The organism is Apilactobacillus nanyangensis (assembly GCF_016861915.1).
Lineage (GTDB): Bacteria > Bacillota > Bacilli > Lactobacillales > Lactobacillaceae > Apilactobacillus > Apilactobacillus nanyangensis.
Genome location: NZ_BOLX01000008.1, coordinates 16,078 through 36,885 on the forward strand (window position 1 = coordinate 16,078; position 20,808 = coordinate 36,885).

The 20,808-nt window shown below is 36.1% G+C and carries 23 protein-coding genes and 1 other annotated feature; of the genes, 19 read left to right on the forward strand and 4 right to left on the reverse strand.

The features are described 5' to 3' along the window. Positions 1-24: 24 nt before the first annotated feature. Positions 25-714, reverse strand: a complete 690-nt coding sequence (gene rpiA / locus JUD45_RS03510; RefSeq protein ID WP_034531888.1) for a ribose-5-phosphate isomerase RpiA — start codon at positions 712-714, stop codon at positions 25-27. A gap of 233 nt (positions 715-947) precedes the next feature. Between rpiA and JUD45_RS03515 the strand changes: the two genes are divergently transcribed. The 17 genes from JUD45_RS03515 to mprF all read left to right on the forward strand — a co-directional run bounded on the left by JUD45_RS03515 (position 948) and on the right by mprF (position 15,833). Continuing rightward, complete coding sequence (locus JUD45_RS03515; RefSeq protein WP_203619697.1) at positions 948-1,484, forward strand: dCTP deaminase/dUTPase family protein; 537 nt, start codon at positions 948-950, stop codon at positions 1,482-1,484. Between the two features lie 27 nt (positions 1,485-1,511). Next, positions 1,512-2,888, forward strand: a complete 1,377-nt coding sequence (radA, locus tag JUD45_RS03520) for a DNA repair protein RadA (RefSeq protein ID WP_034534706.1) — start codon at positions 1,512-1,514, stop codon at positions 2,886-2,888. A gap of 21 nt (positions 2,889-2,909) precedes the next feature. Continuing rightward, positions 2,910-4,001, forward strand: coding sequence for a PIN/TRAM domain-containing protein (locus JUD45_RS03525; protein ID WP_203619698.1), 1,092 nt, complete (start codon positions 2,910-2,912; stop codon positions 3,999-4,001). Positions 4,002-4,110: 109 nt separating this feature from the next. Then, positions 4,111-5,601, forward strand: coding sequence for a glutamate--tRNA ligase (gltX, locus tag JUD45_RS03530; protein ID WP_187155812.1), 1,491 nt, complete (start codon positions 4,111-4,113; stop codon positions 5,599-5,601). 120 nt (positions 5,602-5,721) lie between these two features. After that, complete coding sequence (cysS, locus tag JUD45_RS03535; protein WP_203619699.1) at positions 5,722-7,128, forward strand: cysteine--tRNA ligase; 1,407 nt, start codon at positions 5,722-5,724, stop codon at positions 7,126-7,128. Continuing rightward, the gene (locus JUD45_RS03540) at positions 7,129-7,551 is read left to right on the forward strand and encodes a Mini-ribonuclease 3 (protein ID WP_138727015.1); all 423 of its coding nucleotides are present in this window, start codon (positions 7,129-7,131) and stop codon (positions 7,549-7,551) included. Continuing rightward, positions 7,541-8,296, forward strand: coding sequence for a 23S rRNA (guanosine(2251)-2'-O)-methyltransferase RlmB (rlmB, locus tag JUD45_RS03545; protein WP_034531897.1), 756 nt, complete (start codon positions 7,541-7,543; stop codon positions 8,294-8,296). Before JUD45_RS03540 ends, rlmB begins: the two co-directional genes overlap by 11 nt. 14 nt (positions 8,297-8,310) lie before the next feature. Next, positions 8,311-8,835 carry an NYN domain-containing protein gene (locus JUD45_RS03550; protein WP_203619700.1) on the forward strand — a complete coding sequence of 175 codons (525 nt, stop codon included), beginning with the start codon at positions 8,311-8,313 and terminating at the stop codon, positions 8,833-8,835. A 116-nt stretch (positions 8,836-8,951) separates the two neighbouring features. Beyond that, positions 8,952-9,572, forward strand: coding sequence for a sigma factor (locus tag JUD45_RS03555; RefSeq protein ID WP_138727013.1), 621 nt, complete (start codon positions 8,952-8,954; stop codon positions 9,570-9,572). A 71-nt stretch (positions 9,573-9,643) separates the two neighbouring features. Beyond that, the gene (gene rpmG / locus JUD45_RS03560) at positions 9,644-9,793 is read left to right on the forward strand and encodes a 50S ribosomal protein L33 (protein ID WP_138727012.1); all 150 of its coding nucleotides are present in this window, start codon (positions 9,644-9,646) and stop codon (positions 9,791-9,793) included. 12 nt (positions 9,794-9,805) lie between these two features. Then, a complete protein-coding gene (secE, locus tag JUD45_RS03565) occupies positions 9,806-9,979 on the forward strand; it encodes a preprotein translocase subunit SecE (RefSeq protein ID WP_034531900.1) in 174 nt (57 codons plus the stop codon). Positions 9,980-10,088: 109 nt separating this feature from the next. After that, on the forward strand, positions 10,089-10,634 hold the full coding sequence (gene nusG / locus JUD45_RS03570) for a transcription termination/antitermination protein NusG (RefSeq protein ID WP_034531901.1): 546 nt from the start codon (positions 10,089-10,091) through the stop codon (positions 10,632-10,634). A gap of 125 nt (positions 10,635-10,759) precedes the next feature. Continuing rightward, positions 10,760-11,185 (forward strand): 50S ribosomal protein L11, encoded by a 426-nt coding sequence (gene rplK / locus JUD45_RS03575; protein WP_203619701.1) that lies wholly within the window; start codon positions 10,760-10,762, stop codon positions 11,183-11,185. Positions 11,186-11,287: 102 nt separating this feature from the next. Further along, positions 11,288-11,980 (forward strand): 50S ribosomal protein L1, encoded by a 693-nt coding sequence (gene rplA, locus JUD45_RS03580; protein WP_034531903.1) that lies wholly within the window; start codon positions 11,288-11,290, stop codon positions 11,978-11,980. A 73-nt stretch (positions 11,981-12,053) separates the two neighbouring features. Continuing rightward, positions 12,054-12,169 (forward strand) — a sequence feature (ribosomal protein L10 leader region). A gap of 24 nt (positions 12,170-12,193) precedes the next feature. Next, complete coding sequence (gene rplJ / locus JUD45_RS03585) at positions 12,194-12,700, forward strand: 50S ribosomal protein L10 (RefSeq protein ID WP_034531904.1); 507 nt, start codon at positions 12,194-12,196, stop codon at positions 12,698-12,700. Positions 12,701-12,745: 45 nt separating this feature from the next. Next, complete coding sequence (gene rplL / locus JUD45_RS03590; protein ID WP_138727011.1) at positions 12,746-13,108, forward strand: 50S ribosomal protein L7/L12; 363 nt, start codon at positions 12,746-12,748, stop codon at positions 13,106-13,108. A gap of 127 nt (positions 13,109-13,235) precedes the next feature. Further along, the gene (mprF, locus tag JUD45_RS03595; protein WP_187155810.1) at positions 13,236-15,833 is read left to right on the forward strand and encodes a bifunctional lysylphosphatidylglycerol flippase/synthetase MprF; all 2,598 of its coding nucleotides are present in this window, start codon (positions 13,236-13,238) and stop codon (positions 15,831-15,833) included. A 140-nt stretch (positions 15,834-15,973) separates the two neighbouring features. Here the strand turns inward: mprF and nrdF are convergent, their stop codons facing one another. From nrdF to JUD45_RS03610, 3 genes are all read right to left on the reverse strand, one after another. Continuing rightward, positions 15,974-16,948 carry a class 1b ribonucleoside-diphosphate reductase subunit beta gene (gene nrdF, locus JUD45_RS03600; RefSeq protein WP_041152513.1) on the reverse strand — a complete coding sequence of 325 codons (975 nt, stop codon included), beginning with the start codon at positions 16,946-16,948 and terminating at the stop codon, positions 15,974-15,976. A 21-nt stretch (positions 16,949-16,969) separates the two neighbouring features. Continuing rightward, the gene (gene nrdE, locus JUD45_RS03605; RefSeq protein WP_187155809.1) at positions 16,970-19,135 is read right to left on the reverse strand and encodes a class 1b ribonucleoside-diphosphate reductase subunit alpha; all 2,166 of its coding nucleotides are present in this window, start codon (positions 19,133-19,135) and stop codon (positions 16,970-16,972) included. 114 nt (positions 19,136-19,249) lie between these two features. Beyond that, complete coding sequence (locus tag JUD45_RS03610) at positions 19,250-19,477, reverse strand: redoxin NrdH (protein ID WP_034531908.1); 228 nt, start codon at positions 19,475-19,477, stop codon at positions 19,250-19,252. Positions 19,478-19,685: 208 nt separating this feature from the next. Here JUD45_RS03610 and JUD45_RS03615 point away from each other — a divergent pair, with 208 nt between their 5' ends. Beyond that, on the forward strand, positions 19,686-20,291 hold the full coding sequence (locus JUD45_RS03615) for a class I SAM-dependent methyltransferase (protein WP_203619702.1): 606 nt from the start codon (positions 19,686-19,688) through the stop codon (positions 20,289-20,291). Continuing rightward, on the forward strand, positions 20,284-20,781 hold the full coding sequence (gene tadA, locus JUD45_RS03620; RefSeq protein ID WP_203619703.1) for a tRNA adenosine(34) deaminase TadA: 498 nt from the start codon (positions 20,284-20,286) through the stop codon (positions 20,779-20,781). The genes JUD45_RS03615 and tadA overlap by 8 nt, the downstream gene beginning before the upstream one ends. Positions 20,782-20,808: the final 27 nt, after the last annotated feature.

A 20,808-nucleotide genomic window follows, 5' to 3' on the forward strand; every position in this document is an offset into this window, starting at 1 on the left:
GCTTACTATCACGGCTTTGATTAATTATTTTCTTTTAGCGTCGAATGTTTCTGAATGATCTTCATATCCGACAATTACCATGTCAACAACATCTAGGAACAGACCATGTTCAACGATTCCAGTCATGTTGTTTAGGATGGTTTCAAGTTCGTGGGGATGTTCAATATAACCTAAGTTTAAATCGATAATGTAGTTATCGGCGTGAGTTAATACGTGGCCACCCTTAGCGTTGGTTCTAAAAGTAGGATGGTAACCCATATCGTCTAAACGTTTGAATAGGTGAGTGCTTCCGTATGGAGTAACTTCCAAAGGAAGGGGAAAAGAGCCAAGGTTTTTGGCCATCTTTGTTGCATCGACAATCCAGATGTTTCGATCTGAGTTGATTGCGACAATTTTTTCACGAAGGTGGGCAACACCGCCCCCCTTGATACCTTGGAAATTTTCATCGATTTGGTCAGCGCCGTCAATTGTTAAGTCAATATGGTCAACGTCATCGATACTTTTAACATCAATTCCCAAGTCACGAGCACGCTTTGCTGAGCGGTTGGAAGTTGGAACACCAATAATACGTAATCCTTCTTTGGCTACTCGTTCTCCCAATGCATCCAACAAGTATTTCACAGTTGAACCTGTACCAAGACCAACTGTCATACCATCTTTAATGTATTTGACAGCTTCTTGGCCAGCAACTTTTTTCATTAATTCTTTATCCATAATCCTTTTCCCCTCTAAAATATTCGGTAAAACGACGTTAAATCGACTTTGAATGCATATACATTCAGACGAAAGGTTTCGAACGAAGGTATTAAATATACCTCAATAATACTATATTAATTTTCTATGGTTATCGTGAGTTTGTCAAATAAAATATTTGTATTTAATTGTTAACAGTTTTCATATAAAATACATAGTATAATAATACTAATAAATTAACAGGATGTGTAGATATGAAAAGAGGATTTGAAGTAGTTACAAAGTACAAGGATAAAGGCATCAATCTACCTTATCGTTCTACTAAACAAGCAGCAGGTTATGATATCGAAGCCGGTGTCGATTTTGTATTACCTTCAATTTGGAAATTAGGATTTTTAAAAGTTCTTTGGGCAATTAAGCATGAAAAAGACGTATCTGAAGATGAGATGCAACGTGCAAAGGATGTCTTACGTCCATTATTAGTTCCAACGGGAATTAAGGCTTACATGCAACCAGATGAAATGTTAGTAATTGCTAACCGTTCAAGTGGTCCATTAAAGAGAGGCATGGTTTTACCAAACGGAATTGGTATTGTTGATGCTGATTACTATGGTAATGAAAGCAACGAAGGTGAGTTGTTTGTTCAAATGACTAACTTTGGATTACTAGACAGAAAGATTAAGAAGGGTGATCGTATCGCTCAAGGTATTTTTGTACCATTCTTAACAACTGATGATGACTCCAACAAGGGTACTAAACGAATTGGTGGTTTTGGTTCATCAGGAGAATAAATAACGAATTAAAGAAAGGAAATTAATGTGGCTAAAGTAAAGACCCAATTTGTTTGCGAAGAATGTGGATACATTTCACCAAAGTACTTGGGACATTGTCCTAACTGTGGAAAATGGAACACATTTGAAGAACAAACTGTTCAAAAAGAAACATCGAGTTTGAAATCGACTCACCGAATGGATTTCAATGGTCAGCAAACAAAACCACAACTAATTAAAGATGTTAAGTTCGAAAAGGAATCACGTTTTGAAACTGAATCCCAAGAATTTAACCGTGTATTAGGTGGCGGAATTGTTCCGGGCTCATTAATTTTAATTGGTGGGGATCCTGGTATAGGGAAATCCACACTGTTACTTCAAATTTCTGGCCAATTAGGTGCTAAGGACCAACGCGTCTTGTATGTATCTGGGGAAGAAAGTGCCAGTCAAATTAAGCTAAGAGCGGAACGTTTATCCGTTAATGGTTCCAACATGTATCTATATCCAGAAACTGATATGGGTGCCATCAAGTCTGCCATTGATGAGATTAAACCAGATGCAGTGGTAATTGACTCTGTTCAAACCATTTCTGAGCCAGAGGTTGATTCCGCAATTGGTTCCGTTTCACAGGTAAGAGCAATTACCGCTGATTTAATGTCCATTGCAAAGACCAATGGAATTACAATCTTTGTGGTTGGCCACGTTACTAAGGGTGGTTCAATTGCCGGACCTAAGACTCTGGAACACATGGTTGATACTGTTTTATACTTTGAAGGGGACATGCATCATTCATATCGTATCTTAAGAGCTGTAAAGAACCGTTTTGGTTCAACCGACGAATTAGGAATCTTTGATATGCAAGAATCGGGATTACGAGAAGTCGCTAATCCATCAGAGGTCTTCTTGGAAGAACGTTTGAAGGACGCCAATGGTTCAGCAATTGTTGTTTCAATTGAAGGAACCAGACCAATCCTAGTCGAAATTCAAGCCTTGGTAACACCATCTGTATTTGGGAACGCCCAAAGAACAGCTACCGGGATTGACCGTAACCGTGTAGCCGTTTTAATGGCTGTGCTTGAAAAACGTGCCGGACTAATGCTACAAAACCAAGATGCCTTCTTGAAGGCGGCTGGTGGAGTTAAGTTAAACGAACCAGCGATTGACTTGGCCGTAGCAATTAGTGTGGCATCAAGTTACAAGAATAGGGGAACCGACCCTAGTGAATGTTACATCGGTGAAATTGGTTTAACTGGTGAAATTAGACGAGTTAACCGGATTGAACAACGTGTTTTAGAAGCTCAAAAACTGGGCTTTAAGCGCGTATTAATACCAAAACATAATATGTCAGGATGGACTGCACCAGACGGAATTGAAGTCGTTGGTGTATCCACACTGGCTCAAGCGATTAAAATCGCACTTAACTAACACATACTGAGGAAGATAATAATGAAAAAAATTGATCGATTTACGGTTATCCAATTTATATTTGTCATTTTAGGAGCAACGTTAGGGGTAATTTATCTACCCGTTATTTGGCATGCATTGTGGGAAAACCCTTCAATTTTATTAAATAATGCACTAGTTGATTCAGTAATTGGCGCCATTGTTTTCTATATTCTTTCATTGTTTGTTGTTAAACGAATCATGAATGCAATGAGTCAGGTTGAAAAACAATTGTCACAAAAGAATCCATTCTATATTTTGATGGGGACTTTAGGGATGATTATTGGATTGATTTTAGCGACTTTAATTTCAATCGTTTTATTTAGAACGCCTTATTTAATCACTAACTTAATCTTACCAGCTCTATTAATGATTACTTTTGGATACCTAGGTTTTCTATTGGGAACTACTAAGTTAAATGATTGGCGCAAAATTTTTAGAGTTAGTTTGAAAAAAGGTGGCAACGCCTTAACTAATTCTTCAAACCGCAATAACATTAAATCAATTAAAATTTTGGACACCAACATTTTGATTGATGGTCGTATCTACGAAGTAGCAAAGACTGGATTCATTGAAGGAACATTACTAGTTCCTAAGTTTGTCTTATATGAATTACAATACATTGCAGATTCAGCGGACAGTCAAAAGCGCATTCGTGGTCGTCGTGGTTTAGATATTTTAAATAAACTACAAACCGAAAAGATTATGCCAATTGAAATCACAGATCAAGACTATGACAATATTAAAGAAGTCGATAGCAAGCTAATCAGATTGGCTAAGGATTTCAATGGTTCAATCATTACTAATGATTACAACTTAAACAAGGTTATCCAATTCCAAAAGGTTAACGTCTTAAACATTAACGAATTGGCTAATTCACTAAAGCCAAGATTTGTTCCGGGTGAACATCTTGAAGTTATGATTTTGAAAAAGGGAACCGAAAGAAGCCAAGGGGTTGCATTCTTGGATGATGGAACTATGGTTGTTGTTGAAGAGGGTAAGAACCATCTAAACGAACGACTATCTGTTGAGGTAACCAGTTCAATTCAAACAGATGCTGGTAAAATGATTTTCGCTAGAATTGATGATAAATAAAAGGTTATAGATACCTTTAGATTTTTACTGAGCACTTTATTTTTATCGATAATAATTGTAAAATTAGAATGTTATTCTAAGAATTTATAAAAAAGAGGAGAAAATATCATTGGCTAATAAGAAAATTCGTGTTAGATATGCACCAAGTCCAACCGGACATTTACACATTGGTAATGCTAGAACAGCAATTTTTAATTACCTATTTGCTAGACATAATAAAGGTAAGTTTATTATCCGTATCGAAGATACTGATACTAAGCGAAACGTAGCTGATGGTGAGAAAAGTCAGTTAGACAACTTAAAATGGCTTGGCTTAGATTGGGATGAAGGTCCAGACAAACCTGGTAAGTTTGGTCCATACAGACAATCCGAAAGACGTTCAATTTACGATCCATTGATCCAACAACTATTGGATGAAGACAAGGCTTACTACTCATACAGAACAGAAGAAGAACTAGAAGCTGATCGTGAAGAACAACGTGCAAAGGGCATTATGCCTCATTACGAATATGAATACGCTGGTATGTCTGAAGAAGAAATTAAAAAATCAATGGCTGAATCAGAAGCTAAAGGTTTGAAACCAGTTATTCGTTTCAGAGTACCAAAGAACAAGACTTATGCATGGGACGATGTTGTTAAGGGTCATGTTGAATTTAACTCTGATACTATTGGCGGAGACTTCGTTATCGTAAAACGTGACGGAATGCCTACTTACAACTTCGCGGTTATTATTGATGACCATGAAATGCAAATTTCACACGTATTCAGAGGTGACGACCACGTTGCTAATACACCAAAACAATTAATGATGTACGAAGCATTTGGTTGGGAAGCTCCTGTATTCGGTCACATGAGTTTGATTACTAGTGCCGACACCGGTAAGAAACTAAGTAAACGTGATGAATCAATCATTCAATTTATCGAACAATACAGAGACCTAGGGTACCTACCAGAAGCAATGTTTAATTTCATTACTTTATTAGGTTGGTCTCCAAAGGGTGAAGATGAAATCTTCTCACAACGTGACTTCATCAAGATGTACGACGAACACCGTCTAAGCAAGTCACCTGCTAATTTCGATAACAAGAAGCTTGAATGGATTAACAACCAATACGTTAAGGCTGCTGATGAAGACGTTGTTATGGACTTAGCATTACGTCAATTAATCGCAAAGGGTAACATTCCTGAAAACCCAGATGCTTTAACTATCGAATGGGCTCGTAAGTTAATCAATACTTACAAGCAACAAATGAGCTACATGGCTCAAATCAACTCAATGGCTGACGTATTCTTTAATGAACCAGCTAAGGTTTCTGGTGAAGCTCTTGAAGAAATTCAAAACGAAACTGCACCAGTTGTTCTAAAGGCCTTCGCTGAAAAGATTAAGGATGTTCCAGTTTTCGATAAGATTGAAATCCTAAAGACAATTAAGGAAATTCAAAAGGAAACTAAGATCAAGGGACGTCAACTATGGATGCCAATCAGAATTGCTGTTACTCACGAAAGTCACGGTCCTGAACTACCTGAATCAATCGAATTGATTGGTAGAGAAAAGGCTCTAAAACACATTGATGAAACATTAAAACAAATCAATCAATAATAAATAAGGCTCGCTAAAGCATGCTTTGGCGGGCTTTTTTATTTGAATTTATCCTAATATAGAAGCTATTATTATGATAGAATGAAGTAAGTATAAAAAATAGGAATAGGGGTGCCATTAATGCTAAGGATCTATAATACATTAACTCAAGAAAAAGACGTATTTAAGCCAATTAAGTCAAGAACAGTTGGTATGTATGTCTGTGGTCCAACAGTATATAACTATATTCATATTGGAAACGCGCGTAGTATTGTTGCTTTCGATACTATTCGTCGTTACTTTGAATATTGTGGTTACCAAGTGAATTACATTTCTAATTTTACGGATGTTGATGACAAATTAATTAATGAAGCTAAAGAAGAAAACAGTACAGTAATGGATATTGCTAACAAGTACATTGAAGCTTACAAAGAAGACGTGGCTGCATTGAACGTTGAACCAGCAACTGTTAATCCAAGAGCTACTGATAACATTGATGGAATTATTCAATTCGTAAAAGAATTGGTTGATGATGGTTATGCATATGCTGTTGATGGCGATGTTTACTATCGAGCAAGAAAGTTCAATGATTACGGTCATTTATCACACCAAAGTGTAGATGACTTGGAATCTGGAGCTAGCCAACATGTCTCTGAAGAAGAACTTTCCAAAAAAGAAGATCCAATTGATTTTGTTTTATGGAAGGCTGCTAAACCAGGAGAAATCTCATGGGATTCGCCATGGGGTCAAGGTCGTCCGGGTTGGCACATTGAATGTTCAGTAATGTCTACCAAGTACTTGGGTAACACAATTGATATCCATGGTGGTGGTGAAGATTTGAAGTTCCCTCATCATGAAAACGAACGTGCACAAAGCGAAGCCAAAACTGGTGAAAAGTTTGTTAACTATTGGATGCACAATGGTTTTGTTACCGTTGGTGATGAAAACGAAAAGATGAGTAAGTCACTAGGTAACTTTGTGACAGTTCACGATATTGTTAAGAGAGTAGATCCTCAAGTTGTTAGATTCTTGATGTCCACTACACAGTACCGTCGTCCAATTCAATACAACGAAACTAATTTACAGGCTGCCGAAAACAACCTAAACAAGTTAAGAAATGCATACAATAACTTGAAGTATCGTTTAAGTGATGCCTCAGATATTATCGATATGAAACTAGAACAAGAAATCAGACAAATTCAAGCAGATTTCCAAGATGCAATGGATGATGATTTCAATGCGCAAAACGGAATTGACTGTGTATACGAACTAGCTAAGCTTGGTAACATGTATGCCCAAAGACCTGAAGTAGGTAAGGATACTGTTAACCTAATTATTGATAAATTAGAAAAGATGGCTTCTATTTTTGGTGTTGTCTTCAAGGAAGAAACATTAGATGACGATTCAGTTCAAGCATTGATTGATGAACGTAACAAAGCTAGAAAGAATAAAGACTTCGCAAGAAGTGATGAAATTAGAGATCAACTACGAGATCAAGGGATTATCTTAGAAGATACTGCTCAAGGTACTCGTTTCAGAAGGGAATAAATGATGGAAAACCAGAATGTGGATTATAAACAGTTAAATGGAATCGCATTAGCATATCTTGGCGATTCAATTTACGAAGTTTTCGTAAGAAAGCACCTTTTAAACTTAGGTATTACTAAGCCCAATCGCCTACAAAAGGCAGCTAGAAAGTACGTGTCAGCAAAGGCTCAAGCAGCATTAATCGATTTAATGATTGAAGACGACATTCTAACCGATGAAGAAGATGCAGTGTTCAAGAGAGGTCGTAATGCTAAGAGTTACACACATGCTAAGAACACTAGCGTTTTGACTTACCGCCATTCAACTGGTTTTGAAGCCATGATGGGGTATCTTTCATTAAGCAAACAAGATGATCGTTTAGAAGAACTATCTAATTGGTGTATTGAACAAGTCGATGCTGGGAGGCCAAAATATGAAGACTAATGACCAAAGCGAATTTATAATCGGACGCCATCCGGTTGTTTCTGCATTAAGAGGAAAACAAGAAATCAACAAAGTTTTCCTACAAAACGGAATCAAGAAAGACGAAAAAAGTGTTGAAGAAATCATCAAACTAGCTAAGCAAAAGCACCTAGTAATCTCAACTGTGCCAAAGCAAAAGCTAGACTTACTTTCAGATAATCAAAATCACCAGGGGGTGGTTTTATCAATCTCACCATACAAATATGCAACCATTGATGAATTATTTGAAAACTCAGCAAAACAAGATGTACCACCATTCTTTTTAATTCTTGATAACATTGAAGATCCTCACAACCTGGGTTCAATTATCAGAACAGCTGATGCTGCCGGTGTTACTGGTGTGATTATTCCAAAGCACCGTGCCGTTGGCTTAACATCAACAGTTGCTAAGACGTCTGCTGGTGCGATTGAAAGAATTCCGGTTGCTAGAGTGACTAACCTAGTTAACACTGTTAATGACTTAAAACAACAAGGTGTATGGGTATTTGGAACCGACGTGAAAGGTGCTGATTACCGTCGTTGGGATGCCAAGGGACCTGTTGCCGTAATCATTGGGAATGAAGGTAAGGGAATTTCACCACTTCTTAAGAAGAATGTGGATGAAATGTTAACCATTCCAATGGTTGGTCAATTACAAAGTTTAAATGCCAGTGTTGCTGCTAGTTTATTAATGTATCAAGCTTATAATTCAAGAAATCCACTATAAGAAGGATTAAGCCAATGAAAAAACAATTATTATTAATCGATGGATATAACGTCATCGGAAATTGGCCTGAATTGAATAAGTTAAAGCTAGATAATCGTTTGGCTGATGCCAGGGATGAATTAATTAATATCATCTCAGAGTATAAAAAGTATCGTGACTTAGATATGAAAATCATTTTCGATGCAATGTATGTTCCAGGATTATCAAAGAAAGATAAGAAGCATAACTTAGACATCATTTGGACTAATAAAGATGAAACTGCTGATAGTTATATCGAAGCATACGCTCGTCAAAAGCAATCTAGATTTGTCCAAGTGGTTGTAGTAACTTCTGATCAAGCTGAACAATGGACTGTTTTTTCAGCAGGGGCTTTGAGAATATCTGCACGAGAACTACTTCGCGATGTTGAACGTTCTAGACGAGAAATTAAGACTCAAGTTAGCAGTTATACTAACCAATTGACTGGTCGTAGAACTCCGTGGTCTGATGACCAGTTGTTAAGATTGGAAAAGTTAAGAGATAATTTAACAAACGATTAAATACTATATATATTTATAACGATTTGTAGGAATATAAATGAACAAATATTCGCTTGTTTATGATTATGTAACTATATAAATTATTTTATGTAATTATAATCAGAGGTGAATATGTAATGAGCTTTGACCAAAATAATATTGATATAAAACTAATTCTTGATTTTAAGAACAACGGCAATGAAGAGTCACTGCAAAAGTTGTTTGATAAATATAAACCGTTGGTGAATAAAGTGTGGCGTAATTATTACCTGCACGATATGGACATTGACGATTGGTATCAAGAATCAATGCTTGTGATGATAAAAAACATTCGTAACTATGATGTAAACCATAAAGCAACATTTGGCACCTTGTACCAAATTAGTTTAAGACATCACTTGTATGACATCTTAAGAAAAAGAAAAGCTAAGAAAAGAATGCCAGTTGATAAAATGGTTTCATATAATGCTAATGAGTCGTACTTTCAAAATAGCTTGAAAGATAGAATTTTTTTAACTCCTGATCAGTCAATGAATATGAAAATTTGTTATGAAGAGTTAATTGCTAGACTATCGCCTCTGGAATCAGAAATCGCATTCTGTTATTTGGAAGATTTGATTAATGAAAACAATTTTTCTATCAGAAGATTGAAGATGTCATTGGCAAGACATCCAGAAAATGCTACAAATGTTGTTGATAATTGTATTGCAAGAGTCAAAAATAAGTTAAAAAAGATTGTCAAAAAGGTTTATGATTAGCTACTGCCATAAATTGACTATCAAAAATATAAATGCTATTATGAATTTATTAAAAAAGGGGGATGTAAACGATGTCACAGCAAAAGGTTGCTTTACAATGTGAAATCTGTGGATCCCGTAATTACACAACTTCGGTTGGTAATAATCATGAAAATCGATTAGAAGTAAAAAAGTATTGTAAACATTGTGGCAAGTCTACGATGCATAAAGAAACACGTTAGTGGAGGAAAAATATGAAATTATTTAAGTTCTTTAAGAGTGTTGGTACTGAAATGAAACTAGTTGTATGGCCTAATGGTCACCAAACTAGAATTGACACTACCATCGTAGTATCAATGTCAATTATCTTCGCAATCTTCTTTGCAATTGTTGACTGGGCAATTCAATCAGGATTACTATACCTATAATTTACGGTTTTAAATTATAGTAAATAGTGATATTATAATAGGTAGTTTGAAACTTCGTGAGTGCGGAGTTTTTTTATTTTGCAAAAAATCATAAAGGGAGCTAATTTTAATGGAATCAGCAGAAAAGCAATGGTATGTTATTCATACTTACTCAGGATACGAAAACAAAGTTAAGGCAAACCTTGATTCACGTAAGGAATCAATGGGTATGTCAAACTTTATCTTTAGAGTAGTTGTTCCAGAAACAGAAGAACACGAAGTTAAAGATGGTGTAGACAAGGCTAAGATGGAAAAAACTTTCCCTGGTTATGTTCTAGTAGAAATGGTTATGACTGACGAAGCATGGTACATCGTTAGAAATACCCCAGGTGTTACTGGATTTATCGGATCACATGGTCAAGGAAGTAAGCCAACTCCATTGCTACCAGATGAAGTAGAACTAGTTCTAAGTCGTCTTGGTGTTTCTCAAGAAAAGCAAGAATTGGATGCTGAAGTGGGAGACACAATTACTATTATTGACGGTGCATTTGCCGATCTTTCAGGTAAGGTTATCGAAAAAGATGACGAAAAAGGTAAGTTGAAGGTTAATATTGATATGTTCGGTCGTGCAACTACTGCTGAACTTAACTTTAACCAAGTACAACCAATTAGATAAAAATTTGGGTTGTTAAAAATATTTAAACGTGATATATTATTTGTTGTATGTTTACGCATACTTAAGTGGGAGGAGAAATCTCATCTCCAATTTTTACCACACACGGACTTAAGGAGGTATGTCTCGTGGCTAAAAAAGTAGCTAACGTAGTTAAATTGCAAATTCCTGCGGGTAAAGCAACACCTGCTCCTCCAGTTGGACCTGCATTGGGTCAAGCTGGTATTAACATTATGGGATTCACTAAGGAATTCAACGCTCGTACTGCTGATCAAGCAGGATACTTGATTCCAGTTGTGATTTCTGTATATGAAGATCGTTCATTCGATTTCATTACTAAGACACCACCTGCTTCAATTCTATTGAAGAAGGCTGCTGGTGTTGAACATGGTTCCGGTGAACCAAACACTAACAAGGTTGCTAATGTAACTAAGGACCAAGTTAAGGAAATCGCCGAAACTAAGATGAAAGATCTAAACGCAGCTGATGTTGAAGCCGCAATGCGTATGATCGAAGGTACTGCACGTAGTATGGGATTCACTGTTGAAGGTTAATTCAACATTCGTTTCTATACTGTAGTACCATAACACCTATTATTTAGGTGTTATGTGGGAGGTTTATCCGTTACAACCACAATTGCAAGGAGGAAAACACAGATGGCTCAAAAAAGAGGTAAAAAGTATCAAGATGCTTTAAAACAAGTAGACCGTAACAAGGCTTACTCAGTTGAAGAAGCTGTTGATCTTGTAAAGAAAATTGATTTTGCTAAGTTCGATTCAACTGTTGAAGTTGTATTTAACTTAAATGTTGACACTAAACAAGCTGATCAACAATTACGTGGTGCTGTTGTCTTACCAAACGGTACAGGTAAAGACCAAAAAGTTGTTGTATTTGCTAAGGGTGACAAGGCTAAGGAAGCTGAAGAAGCCGGCGCTGACTTTGTTGGTGAAGCAGACCTAGCTGAAAAAATCCAAAACGGTTGGTTAGACTTTGATGTTGCTATCGCAACACCAGACATGATGGCTCAAGTTGGTCGTCTAGGTCGTGTTCTTGGACCAAAGAACTTAATGCCAAACCCTAAGACTGGTACAGTTACTATGGATGTTAAGAAGGCCGTATCTGATTCTAAATCAGGTAAGGTTACTTACCGTACTGACCGTGACGGAAACGTTGCTGTTATCATCGGTAAGTCATCATTCGATGCTGACAAGCTAGTTGGTAACTTCAAGGCTATTGAAGACTTGATTGTTAAGAACCGTCCAGCTTCAGTTCGTGGTACTTACATCAGTAACCTATCAGTTTCAACAACCTTTGGACCTGGTGTAAAGGTTGATCTAGAATCATTCTAAAGTTAAGTAATTAATTTGGAATTTGAAAATCCCTATTGACCAAAGTTTATATATATAGTAAACTACTATTTGTTATAAAAATTGATATCTACCTAAGACTTGGGTGGTACTTGTACCTTAATATCCCAACGAGGACACTTAAAACGGTTTCTCTATGTCTAGGTGGCATAGGGATTTTTTATTAAATCCCAAAAAATATTGGGAGGTGAAACAATGCCAAAGAAAGAAGTAATCGACGCTAAAGCTAAACGTGTAGAAGCTGTTACAGAACAATTCAACAATGCTACTACTGCTATTGTTGTTAACTACCGTGGTTTAAACGTTGCTGAAGTAACTGACCTACGTAAGCAATTACGTGATGCAGGTGTTTCATTCAGTGTTATCAAGAATAACATTGCTGTACGTGCATCTAAGGAAGCAGGTTACGAAGAATTAGGTGACTTATTCAAGGGTCCTACTGCCGTAGCATTCTCTGATGAAGATCCTATTGCTCCAGCTAAGGTATTAAAGCATTTTGCTGATAACACTGACGCTGTTGAAATCAAGGGTGGTATTCTTGAAAACAAGATTGCTACTCTACAAGAAATTGACGAATTCGCTTCATTACCAAGTCGCGACGAATCAATTTCTATCCTTGCAAGCATGTTACAATCACCTGTTCGCAAGTTTGCTATTGCTGTTAAAGCAGTTGCAGAAAAGGGCGATGGCGACGCAGCCTAAGCTCATAATATAAAATTATAACTATCCAAATTGGAGGAAATTAAAATGGCTTTTGATAAAGATAACATTATTGAACAAATTAAAGAAGCTTCAATCTCTGACCTAAACGACTTAGTTAAGGCAATTGAAGAAGAATTCGACGTTACTGCTGCTGCAGTTGCTGCTCCAGCTGCTGGTGGTGCTGATGGTGCTGCTAAGGACTCATTCACTGTAGAACTAACTTCTGCTGGTAGCCAAAAGGTTAAAGCAATCAAGGTTGTACGTGAAATCACTGGTCTAGGTCTAAAGGACTCAAAGGACTTAGTTGATGGTGCTCCTTCAGTAATTAAAGAAGATGCTAAAGAAGACGAAGCTAACGACATCAAGGCAAAACTTGAAGAAGTTGGTGCAGAAGTTACTCTTAAGTAATTTCTCTTTAAAAGAACGTGTGATTTATCATACGTTCTTTTTTTTGTACATATTTTGATATAAAGCCTTGTGCCAACAATTATTAATTGAGATAATAGTAGTAATAAGATTTATGGAGGAAACATAATTGAAAGCTTTATTTAAGAAATGTGGAGATTGGATCAATCGACATATGACTTTGGTTAAAGTCTTATTCGTGGTGTTCGTTTTGGCTGTTGTTGTACACGTTATTTTTTCTGTTTCAAAAGAAATTAGTGGAAGACAAATGGCGGAAAGTTTTTCAAGACTATCACCCATGTCGATTGTTATCATGATAATTTTGGGATTCATTGCGGTTTCACCGATGTTAATATATGATTTCACAATTGTTGATTTTCTACCGGGTAAATTCAAAAAGTCCTATATCGTAAAAACAGGGTGGATTACTAACACACTAACAAACATTGCTGGTTTCGGTGGTGTTTTGGGTGCAAGTATGCGTTCAAGTTTTTACAGTGAAAACGCGACTAAAAAACAAATATTATATGCAATCTCTAAGATTGTTATTTTCTTATTAGCCGGACTATCCACATATTGTTGGGTAGCTATCATCATGATGTTTAGTTTTGGATTTGGAACTAATAGTCATGACTGGTGGTGGTGGATTGTTTTAGTTCTTGGTGGGCTATACTTCCCAATTTTATTTATCATCACTAGATTAAATGATTCTGATTATTTCAAAGATTTAACCGCTAAACTAGAGATTCAATTAATCGTTGGATCATGTTTAGAATGGTTAGGATGTGCTGGATTATTTATGGCAATTGGTGCATTTATGCATCAACCAATTAACCTACTAGCCGTATTTCCAGTATTCGTTGTTGCAAACGTAGTTGGGGTTGCTTCATTGGTTCCTGGGGGACTTGGAAGTTTTGAAGGTACAATGCTGGTTGGTTTAATGTTCATTGGTGTTAAACCAAGTGATGCAGCGGTTTGGTTAATTTTATACCGTGCTTTCTACTACATTTTCCCAGTTCTATTAGGAATTATCTTCTTGGTAATTGATGTATTCCAACGTTTCAACAACTTCTTAGACGGTATTCCAAAGCTAATTTTACAAAGATTAGCACATATGTTTATCACCATTTTTATGTACTTCTCTGGAATTATGATGCTATTGCTAGCAGTTATTCCAAACTTAGTATTGGTCAACAGGTTCTATATCTCATTAGAACCATATTCGTTCTATTTCCTAGATCAATTAAGTACTGTAATTGTTGCTTTTCTATTAATTGGTTTCGCTCGTGGATTTGGTTCCAAAGTGAAAAAGGCATTTTGGCCAACTGCGGTTATTTTAGTAGTTGCCTTATGGAACACATTATGGAAAGAAGACTTTCCAGTTAATATGGTAGTAATGACTATCATTATTCTTGGATGCCTATGGTTAAGTTACAATGTCTTGTATAGACAAAAGTTCACCTATTCATGGGGTCATGCACTGATTGATTTACTAATATTTGTTAGTGCCTTTATCGTTTACCTAATTATTGGTCTATTAACAAACTTCAAGTTTGCTGTATTCCACTGGACAAACTCATATCTATTACCATCACCACAAGTATGGTTTGCTGGTCTATTAGGATTAATTTTAGCTTTCCTAATCTTAGTTCTAACTTTCCGTTTCTTATCATACTCAAAGGTTGAATGGTTAAACCAACCATTTGATGGTGATAGGGTTTCTAACGTTATTCATGAATTTGGTGGAAACGAAGTAAGTCATTTAGCTTATGTTCGTGATAAGAGCATCTACTTCTACCAAGAAGATGGCAAAGATCAACTATTCTTCATGTACAAATGTCGTGCTAACAAGATTATTATCATGGGTGAACCAATTGGTAATATGGATAAACTTGAAGATGCAATAGATAAGTTCATTGAAGATAGTGACAACATCGGTTATTCACTTGTTTTCTATGAAATCGGTGAAGAATTAACAATGTTACTTCACGAAAAAGGATTTAGTTTTACCAAAGCAGGGGAAGAAGGTCACGTGGCTTTGGATACTTTCTCAATTGCTGGTAAAAAGCATCGTGGTGAAAGAGCCTTGATGAATAAATTCGACCGTGATGAATATAAATTTGAAATTATTCAACCACCATTCTCAACTTCATTTATTGATGAATTAAGAGAGGTATCTGATAACTGGCTGAAGGGTAAACCAGAAAAAGGATTCTCATTGGGATACTTTGACAGTTACTACTTAAACCAAGCACCAATCGCTGTAATGAAAGATAAGGACAACAAGGTTGTTGCCTTTGCTAACATTATGCCAACCGGTGATCATGAAATGACATCAATTGATTTGATGAGATCAAGCGAAGATGCACCATCAGGAATCATGGATGGAATTTTCATTAACTTGTTCAACTATGTAAAGGATGAAGGATACAAGTACTTCAACCTTGGAATGGCTCCATTATCAAATGTTGGTGAATCTAGATATAGTTTTATTGACGAAAAGATTTCTAACTTAATCTACAAGTACGGAACTGCATTCTACAGTTTCCAAGGATTAAGATCTTACAAGGAAAAATATGTTAGTGAATGGACACCTAAGTATATTTCATACCGTCGTGGAAACTCACTAGTATTCACAATGCTTCAATTACTAGTATTGGTAAATGAACATGTTGAAGATACACCATGTGAAAAGAAATCAATTTGGAAGAAATTATTCAAAAAATAGGCTGTTTTAGCCAACTTAAATTGAGTAAATAAAAAATACCCGATATAGATATTAAAAATTCTATACCGGATATTTTTTTGCATATACTGGAACAACAAAAGAGGATGAAGTTTAATTACTTCATCCTCTTTTGTTTATGATTATTTGTTATCTTTTGGATACCAAATCTTGTAATCGTCATCCTTCATAGCTTCAACTTCACCTAGACGGTAACCGTTACCGACTTGTGAGAAGAAGTCATGGTTAGCTGTTGATGTTGAGATACCATTCATAACGATTGGGTCAACGTCTTCAGCGTTATCAGGGAATAGTGGATCTTGACCTAAGTTCATAAGTGCCTTGTTAGCATTGTATCTAATAAACTTCAATACGTCGTCAGTCCAACCAACTTGATCATATAGAATGTGAGTGTACTTTTCTTCGTTTTCGTATAAGTCATATAAGAAGTTGTACATCCAATCCTTTAAGTCTTGTTGTTCGTTTCCACCTAATTGGTTGAAACCAAGTTGGAACTTGTAACCAATGTAAGTACCATGGACAGATTCATCACGAAGAATTAACTTAATGATTTCGGCAACGTTAGGTAACTTGTTGTGACCTAAGTACCATAGTGGGGTGTAGAAACCGGAGTAGAATAAGAATGTTTCTAGGAATACACTTGAAATCTTTTTCTTTAGTGGGTTTGAATCATCATGATATAAATCATAAATCTTCTTAGCTTTGTTTTGAAGGAATTCTTCTGAATCACTCCAGTCAAAAATTTCTGAAATTTCGTCAGGAGTGTTGAGAGTAGAAAAGATTGATGAGTAACTCTTAGCATGGACAGATTCCATGAATTGAATGTTGTTTAAAACAGCAGTTTCGTGTTGAGTAGCAACATCTTTTCTAAGTGCGGCCATACCGTCTTGTGATTGTAGGGTATCAAGTAAAGTTAGACCACCAAAGACATGACCAACTAGCCATTTGTGATCGTCATCTAACGTTCTCCAATCAGCTAAATCGTTAGATAAAGGGATTCTAGTATCTAACCAGAATTGTTCGGTTAGTTTTTCCCATGTCGCTTTATCAATTTGGTCGCTTACAGCATTCCAGTTGATAGCTTTGTAATTATCCATTGTATAAATTCTCCTAACTAATTAGATTGAACAACTTTCACATTCGTTAACACCGACTTCTTGGTTATCATCAGTGTATGTTCTGACATAGTATAGTGACTTAATGCCTTTAGCGTGAGCATAGTTACGTAGGATAGTTAAATCACGAGTAGTCATTTTATCAGTTCTACCGTTCTTCCATTCGTATAGACCTTCAGGAATTGTTGAACGCATAAATAGAGTAAGACTCATACTTTGATCAACATGTTTTTGAGCAGCAGCATAAGTATCAATAACTTTTCTCATGTCAATGTCATAAGCTGACTTGTAGTACTTAAGAGTTTCGTTTGATAGGTATGGAGCTGGGTAGTAGATTTTACCAGTCTTTGATTCATATCTTTCTTCGATACGACTAATGATAGGGTGCAAACTAGCAGTTGAATCATTAATGTATGAGATTGAACCATTTGGAGCAACAGCCATTCTGTTTTGGTGGTATAAACCATCCTTCATAACAGCTTGTTTTAGTTCTTCCCAATCGCTTTGGTTTGGAACAAAGATGCCATCGAATAGTTCTTTTACGCGATCTGATTTTGGACCCCAGTCTTCGGTAGTGTATCTATCGAAGTATGAGCCATCAGCATATTTACTCTTATCAAAGTTGTGGAAAGTTTCGTGTCTTTCCGCGGCAATCTTGTTAGATGCGACTAAAGTCCAGTAGTTTAATAGCATGAAGTAAACACCAGTGAATTCGATTGCTTCGTCAGAACCGTATTCAATTTGGTTTTTAGCTAAGAAACTGTGAAGACCCATTCCACCAAGACCAATACTGTGTGATAGGGCGTTACCACGTTGGATTGATGGAACAACGTTGATATCTGAATGATCAGTAACGAAAGTTAAGGCACGAACCATTGCGTCAACTGACTTACCAAAGTTAGGGCTAGCCATTAAGTTAACGATATTAGTTGAACCTAAGTTACATGATACATCAGTACCAAGTTTTTCGTAGTGTTGTTCGTTATCAACAGTAGAAGGTTCTTGTACTTGCATGATTTCTGAACATAGGTTACTCATAACAATCTTACCGTCAATAGGGTTTTCCTTGTTAACAGTATCGATGTTAATAATGTAAGGGTAACCTGATTCTTGTTGTAATTTACTAATTTCAGTTTCTAGTTCACGAGCGTTAATCTTAGTCTTCTTGATTTCATCGTTTGCGACCATGTTGTCGTATTCTTTGGTGATATCAACGTATGAGAATGGCACGCCGTAAATTCTTTCAACGTCGTATGGACTGAATAGGTACATTTCATCATCGTTTTGAGCAAGTTCATAGAACTTGTCAGGAACAGTAACAGCAAGTGAAAGAGTCTTAACACGAATTTTTTCATCGGCGTTTTCTTTCTTAGCTGATAGGAATGAGATGATGTCTGGATGGAATACGTTTAGGTAAACGGCACCAGCACCTTGTCTTTGTCCTAGTTGGTTTGAGTATGAAAAACTGTCTTCTAGAAGTTTCATAACTGGAACAACACCAGAAGCAGCACCTTCGATATGCTTGATTGGATCACCAGCAGCACGTAGGTTAGAAAGGTTAATTCCAACACCACCACCAATACGTGATAGTTGTAGAGCTGAGTTAATAGTTCTACCGATTGTGTTCATATCGTCAGTAGGTTGAATTAAGAAACATGATACGAATTCACCACGACGTTTTCTTCCTGCATTTAGGAAAGAAGGGGTGGCTGGTTGGTATCTTTGGTGAACGATTTCATCTGCCAAGTTCATAGCAAGTTCTTCATCGCCATCAGCGAAGTATAGTGCGTTGATAGCCACACGGTCGATGAATTGTTCTAGGTAGTAGTTACCATCATCAGTCTTTAGGGCATATTGAGCATAGAATTTGTATGCAGCCATAAAAGATTTGAATTTGAAGTTTTGACTCTTCAAGTAGTCGTAGATTTTTTCAATAAATGAAAAGTCATACTTCTTAATGAATTCTTCTTCAAGGTAATCATTATCGATTAGAAAATCGAATTTTTCTCTTAGAGAACCAAATTTTTTAAGGTTAGGTTCAACGTTTTCTTTGATGAAGGCTTCAAGCGCTTCTTTATCTTTATTTAATTGAATCTTATCATCCTTAGGGATGTTAATTTCATTATTTAGGTCGTAATATGTTACGTCCTTCAAATCTTTCAACGACATGTTTAAACCACACTTTCATTAGTAAAATTAAACTTTAGAAAAAATATGGCGAGACCATTAGCGGTTTCGCCAAAAACGACATTTTATATTATAATGAATAATACGTAATTTGAATTAAGCTAATTGGCTTAATTGATCTGGTCTAAATCCGGAAATTGAGTCAATACCATCTGCTTCCACAACTGGTAGTGACATAAATCCTTTTGATTTTAAGTATGAAACATATTCGGGTTCTTCGTTAATGTTTCTTTCAATAAAATCAATATCGTGTTCGCTTAAAAAGCGCTTAGTCATTTTGCATTGCATGCAATTATTCTTTGAGTATACAGTTACTTGTGCCATGGTATTGCTCCCTTTCTTTTGATGAAATATGTATTACATTTCAATCGAAATATGTAAGATATTTCCCTTTAATTTATATATAAAAGTTTACACCAGAACAGAAAAAAATCAAATAAAAAACACCATATTTAGTGGTCGAAATGTTCCTAATCTACTAGATACAGTGTCTTAGCGAATTTAAAATTTTTTTACGAGGATCTGATTTGAAATGAACGAATTTTATTATACACCTAATCCACATGTTGTACACGAACTTCATACATGGAATTTTGATTTATTAAATAACACATTGACCTTTACCACTGATAACGGGGTTTTCTCAAAACGAACTGTTGATTTTGGTTCAAAAACTTTAGTCGAAAGTGTTAATTTTGATAAAATTCCTGATGGAAATGTTTTAGATTTAGGATGCGGATATGGTCCAATGGCAATTGCTTTAGCCAAGCATTATCCTGATAGAACATTTGAAATGGTAGACGTGAACAACCTAGCACTAGAGTTAGCTGTTAAGAATGCAGAACAAAACCATGTCTCAAATGTTAATATCCATAATTCTAATGTTTATGAAAATGTTTCTGATAAATTTGCCGCAATTATTACCAACCCACCAGTAAGAGCTGGTAAAGATGTTGTAGATGGAATGATTTCTGGAGCAGTTGATCATTTATTGCCAAATGGGACACTAACTGTGGTATTACAAAAGAAGCAGGGTGCACCATCTGCTAAGAAGTTAATGCAATCATTATTTGGCAATTGCGAAATCATCAAGAAGAACAAGGGCTACTATATATTGGAAAGTGTATTTAATGGATAAGACAAAAGAATACTATATGAAAGAAGCTTTATTCGAAGCTAAAAAAGCATACATGATAAACGAGGTGCCAATTGGGGCAATCGTTGTTAAAGACGGTGAGATTATCGGTAGAGGTCATAATCTCCGTGAGTTAAGCAATAATGCATTAGATCATGCTGAAGTCGTGGCCATTGATGAAGCATGTCGTCGTTTGCATAGCTGGCGTTTGGAAGACTGTGATTTATATGTAACGATTGAACCATGTTTGATGTGTGCGGGAGCCATCATCAATTCCAGAATCAAAAATGTTTACTACGGTGCCACTGATTTGAAGGCGGGTGCTGCCGAAAGTCTATATCATGTGTTAGAAGATAGTCGATTAAATCATCAGGTTAATGTATCAGGAGGATTATTAGCTGATGATGCTAAACATTTAATGAAGTCTTTTTTCAAAGCAGCACGCAAAAGAAGCAAAGAAGCAAAGAAAAAGAGAAATAAGCTTGAAAAATAATCCTGAATAAGTTAATATAATTATTGC

Coding starts and splice junctions, on each gene's coding strand:
- JUD45_RS03610 (WP_034531908.1), bottom strand. CDS start 19,477: ATGGCACAAGTAACTGTATACTCAAAGAATAATTGCATGCAATGCAAA.
- nusG (WP_034531901.1), top strand. CDS start 10,089: ATGGAATCAGCAGAAAAGCAATGGTATGTTATTCATACTTACTCAGGA.
- JUD45_RS03555 (WP_138727013.1), top strand. CDS start 8,952: ATGAGCTTTGACCAAAATAATATTGATATAAAACTAATTCTTGATTTT.
- JUD45_RS03550 (WP_203619700.1), top strand. CDS start 8,311: ATGAAAAAACAATTATTATTAATCGATGGATATAACGTCATCGGAAAT.
- rplA (WP_034531903.1), top strand. CDS start 11,288: ATGGCTCAAAAAAGAGGTAAAAAGTATCAAGATGCTTTAAAACAAGTA.
- nrdE (WP_187155809.1), bottom strand. CDS start 19,135: ATGTCGTTGAAAGATTTGAAGGACGTAACATATTACGACCTAAATAAT.
- cysS (WP_203619699.1), top strand. CDS start 5,722: ATGCTAAGGATCTATAATACATTAACTCAAGAAAAAGACGTATTTAAG.
- JUD45_RS03615 (WP_203619702.1), top strand. CDS start 19,686: ATGAACGAATTTTATTATACACCTAATCCACATGTTGTACACGAACTT.
- JUD45_RS03515 (WP_203619697.1), top strand. CDS start 948: ATGAAAAGAGGATTTGAAGTAGTTACAAAGTACAAGGATAAAGGCATC.
- JUD45_RS03525 (WP_203619698.1), top strand. CDS start 2,910: ATGAAAAAAATTGATCGATTTACGGTTATCCAATTTATATTTGTCATT.
- rpmG (WP_138727012.1), top strand. CDS start 9,644: ATGTCACAGCAAAAGGTTGCTTTACAATGTGAAATCTGTGGATCCCGT.
- rplJ (WP_034531904.1), top strand. CDS start 12,194: ATGCCAAAGAAAGAAGTAATCGACGCTAAAGCTAAACGTGTAGAAGCT.
- nrdF (WP_041152513.1), bottom strand. CDS start 16,948: ATGGATAATTACAAAGCTATCAACTGGAATGCTGTAAGCGACCAAATT.
- secE (WP_034531900.1), top strand. CDS start 9,806: ATGAAATTATTTAAGTTCTTTAAGAGTGTTGGTACTGAAATGAAACTA.
- JUD45_RS03540 (WP_138727015.1), top strand. CDS start 7,129: ATGATGGAAAACCAGAATGTGGATTATAAACAGTTAAATGGAATCGCA.
- tadA (WP_203619703.1), top strand. CDS start 20,284: ATGGATAAGACAAAAGAATACTATATGAAAGAAGCTTTATTCGAAGCT.
- rlmB (WP_034531897.1), top strand. CDS start 7,541: ATGAAGACTAATGACCAAAGCGAATTTATAATCGGACGCCATCCGGTT.
- rpiA (WP_034531888.1), bottom strand. CDS start 714: ATGGATAAAGAATTAATGAAAAAAGTTGCTGGCCAAGAAGCTGTCAAA.
- rplL (WP_138727011.1), top strand. CDS start 12,746: ATGGCTTTTGATAAAGATAACATTATTGAACAAATTAAAGAAGCTTCA.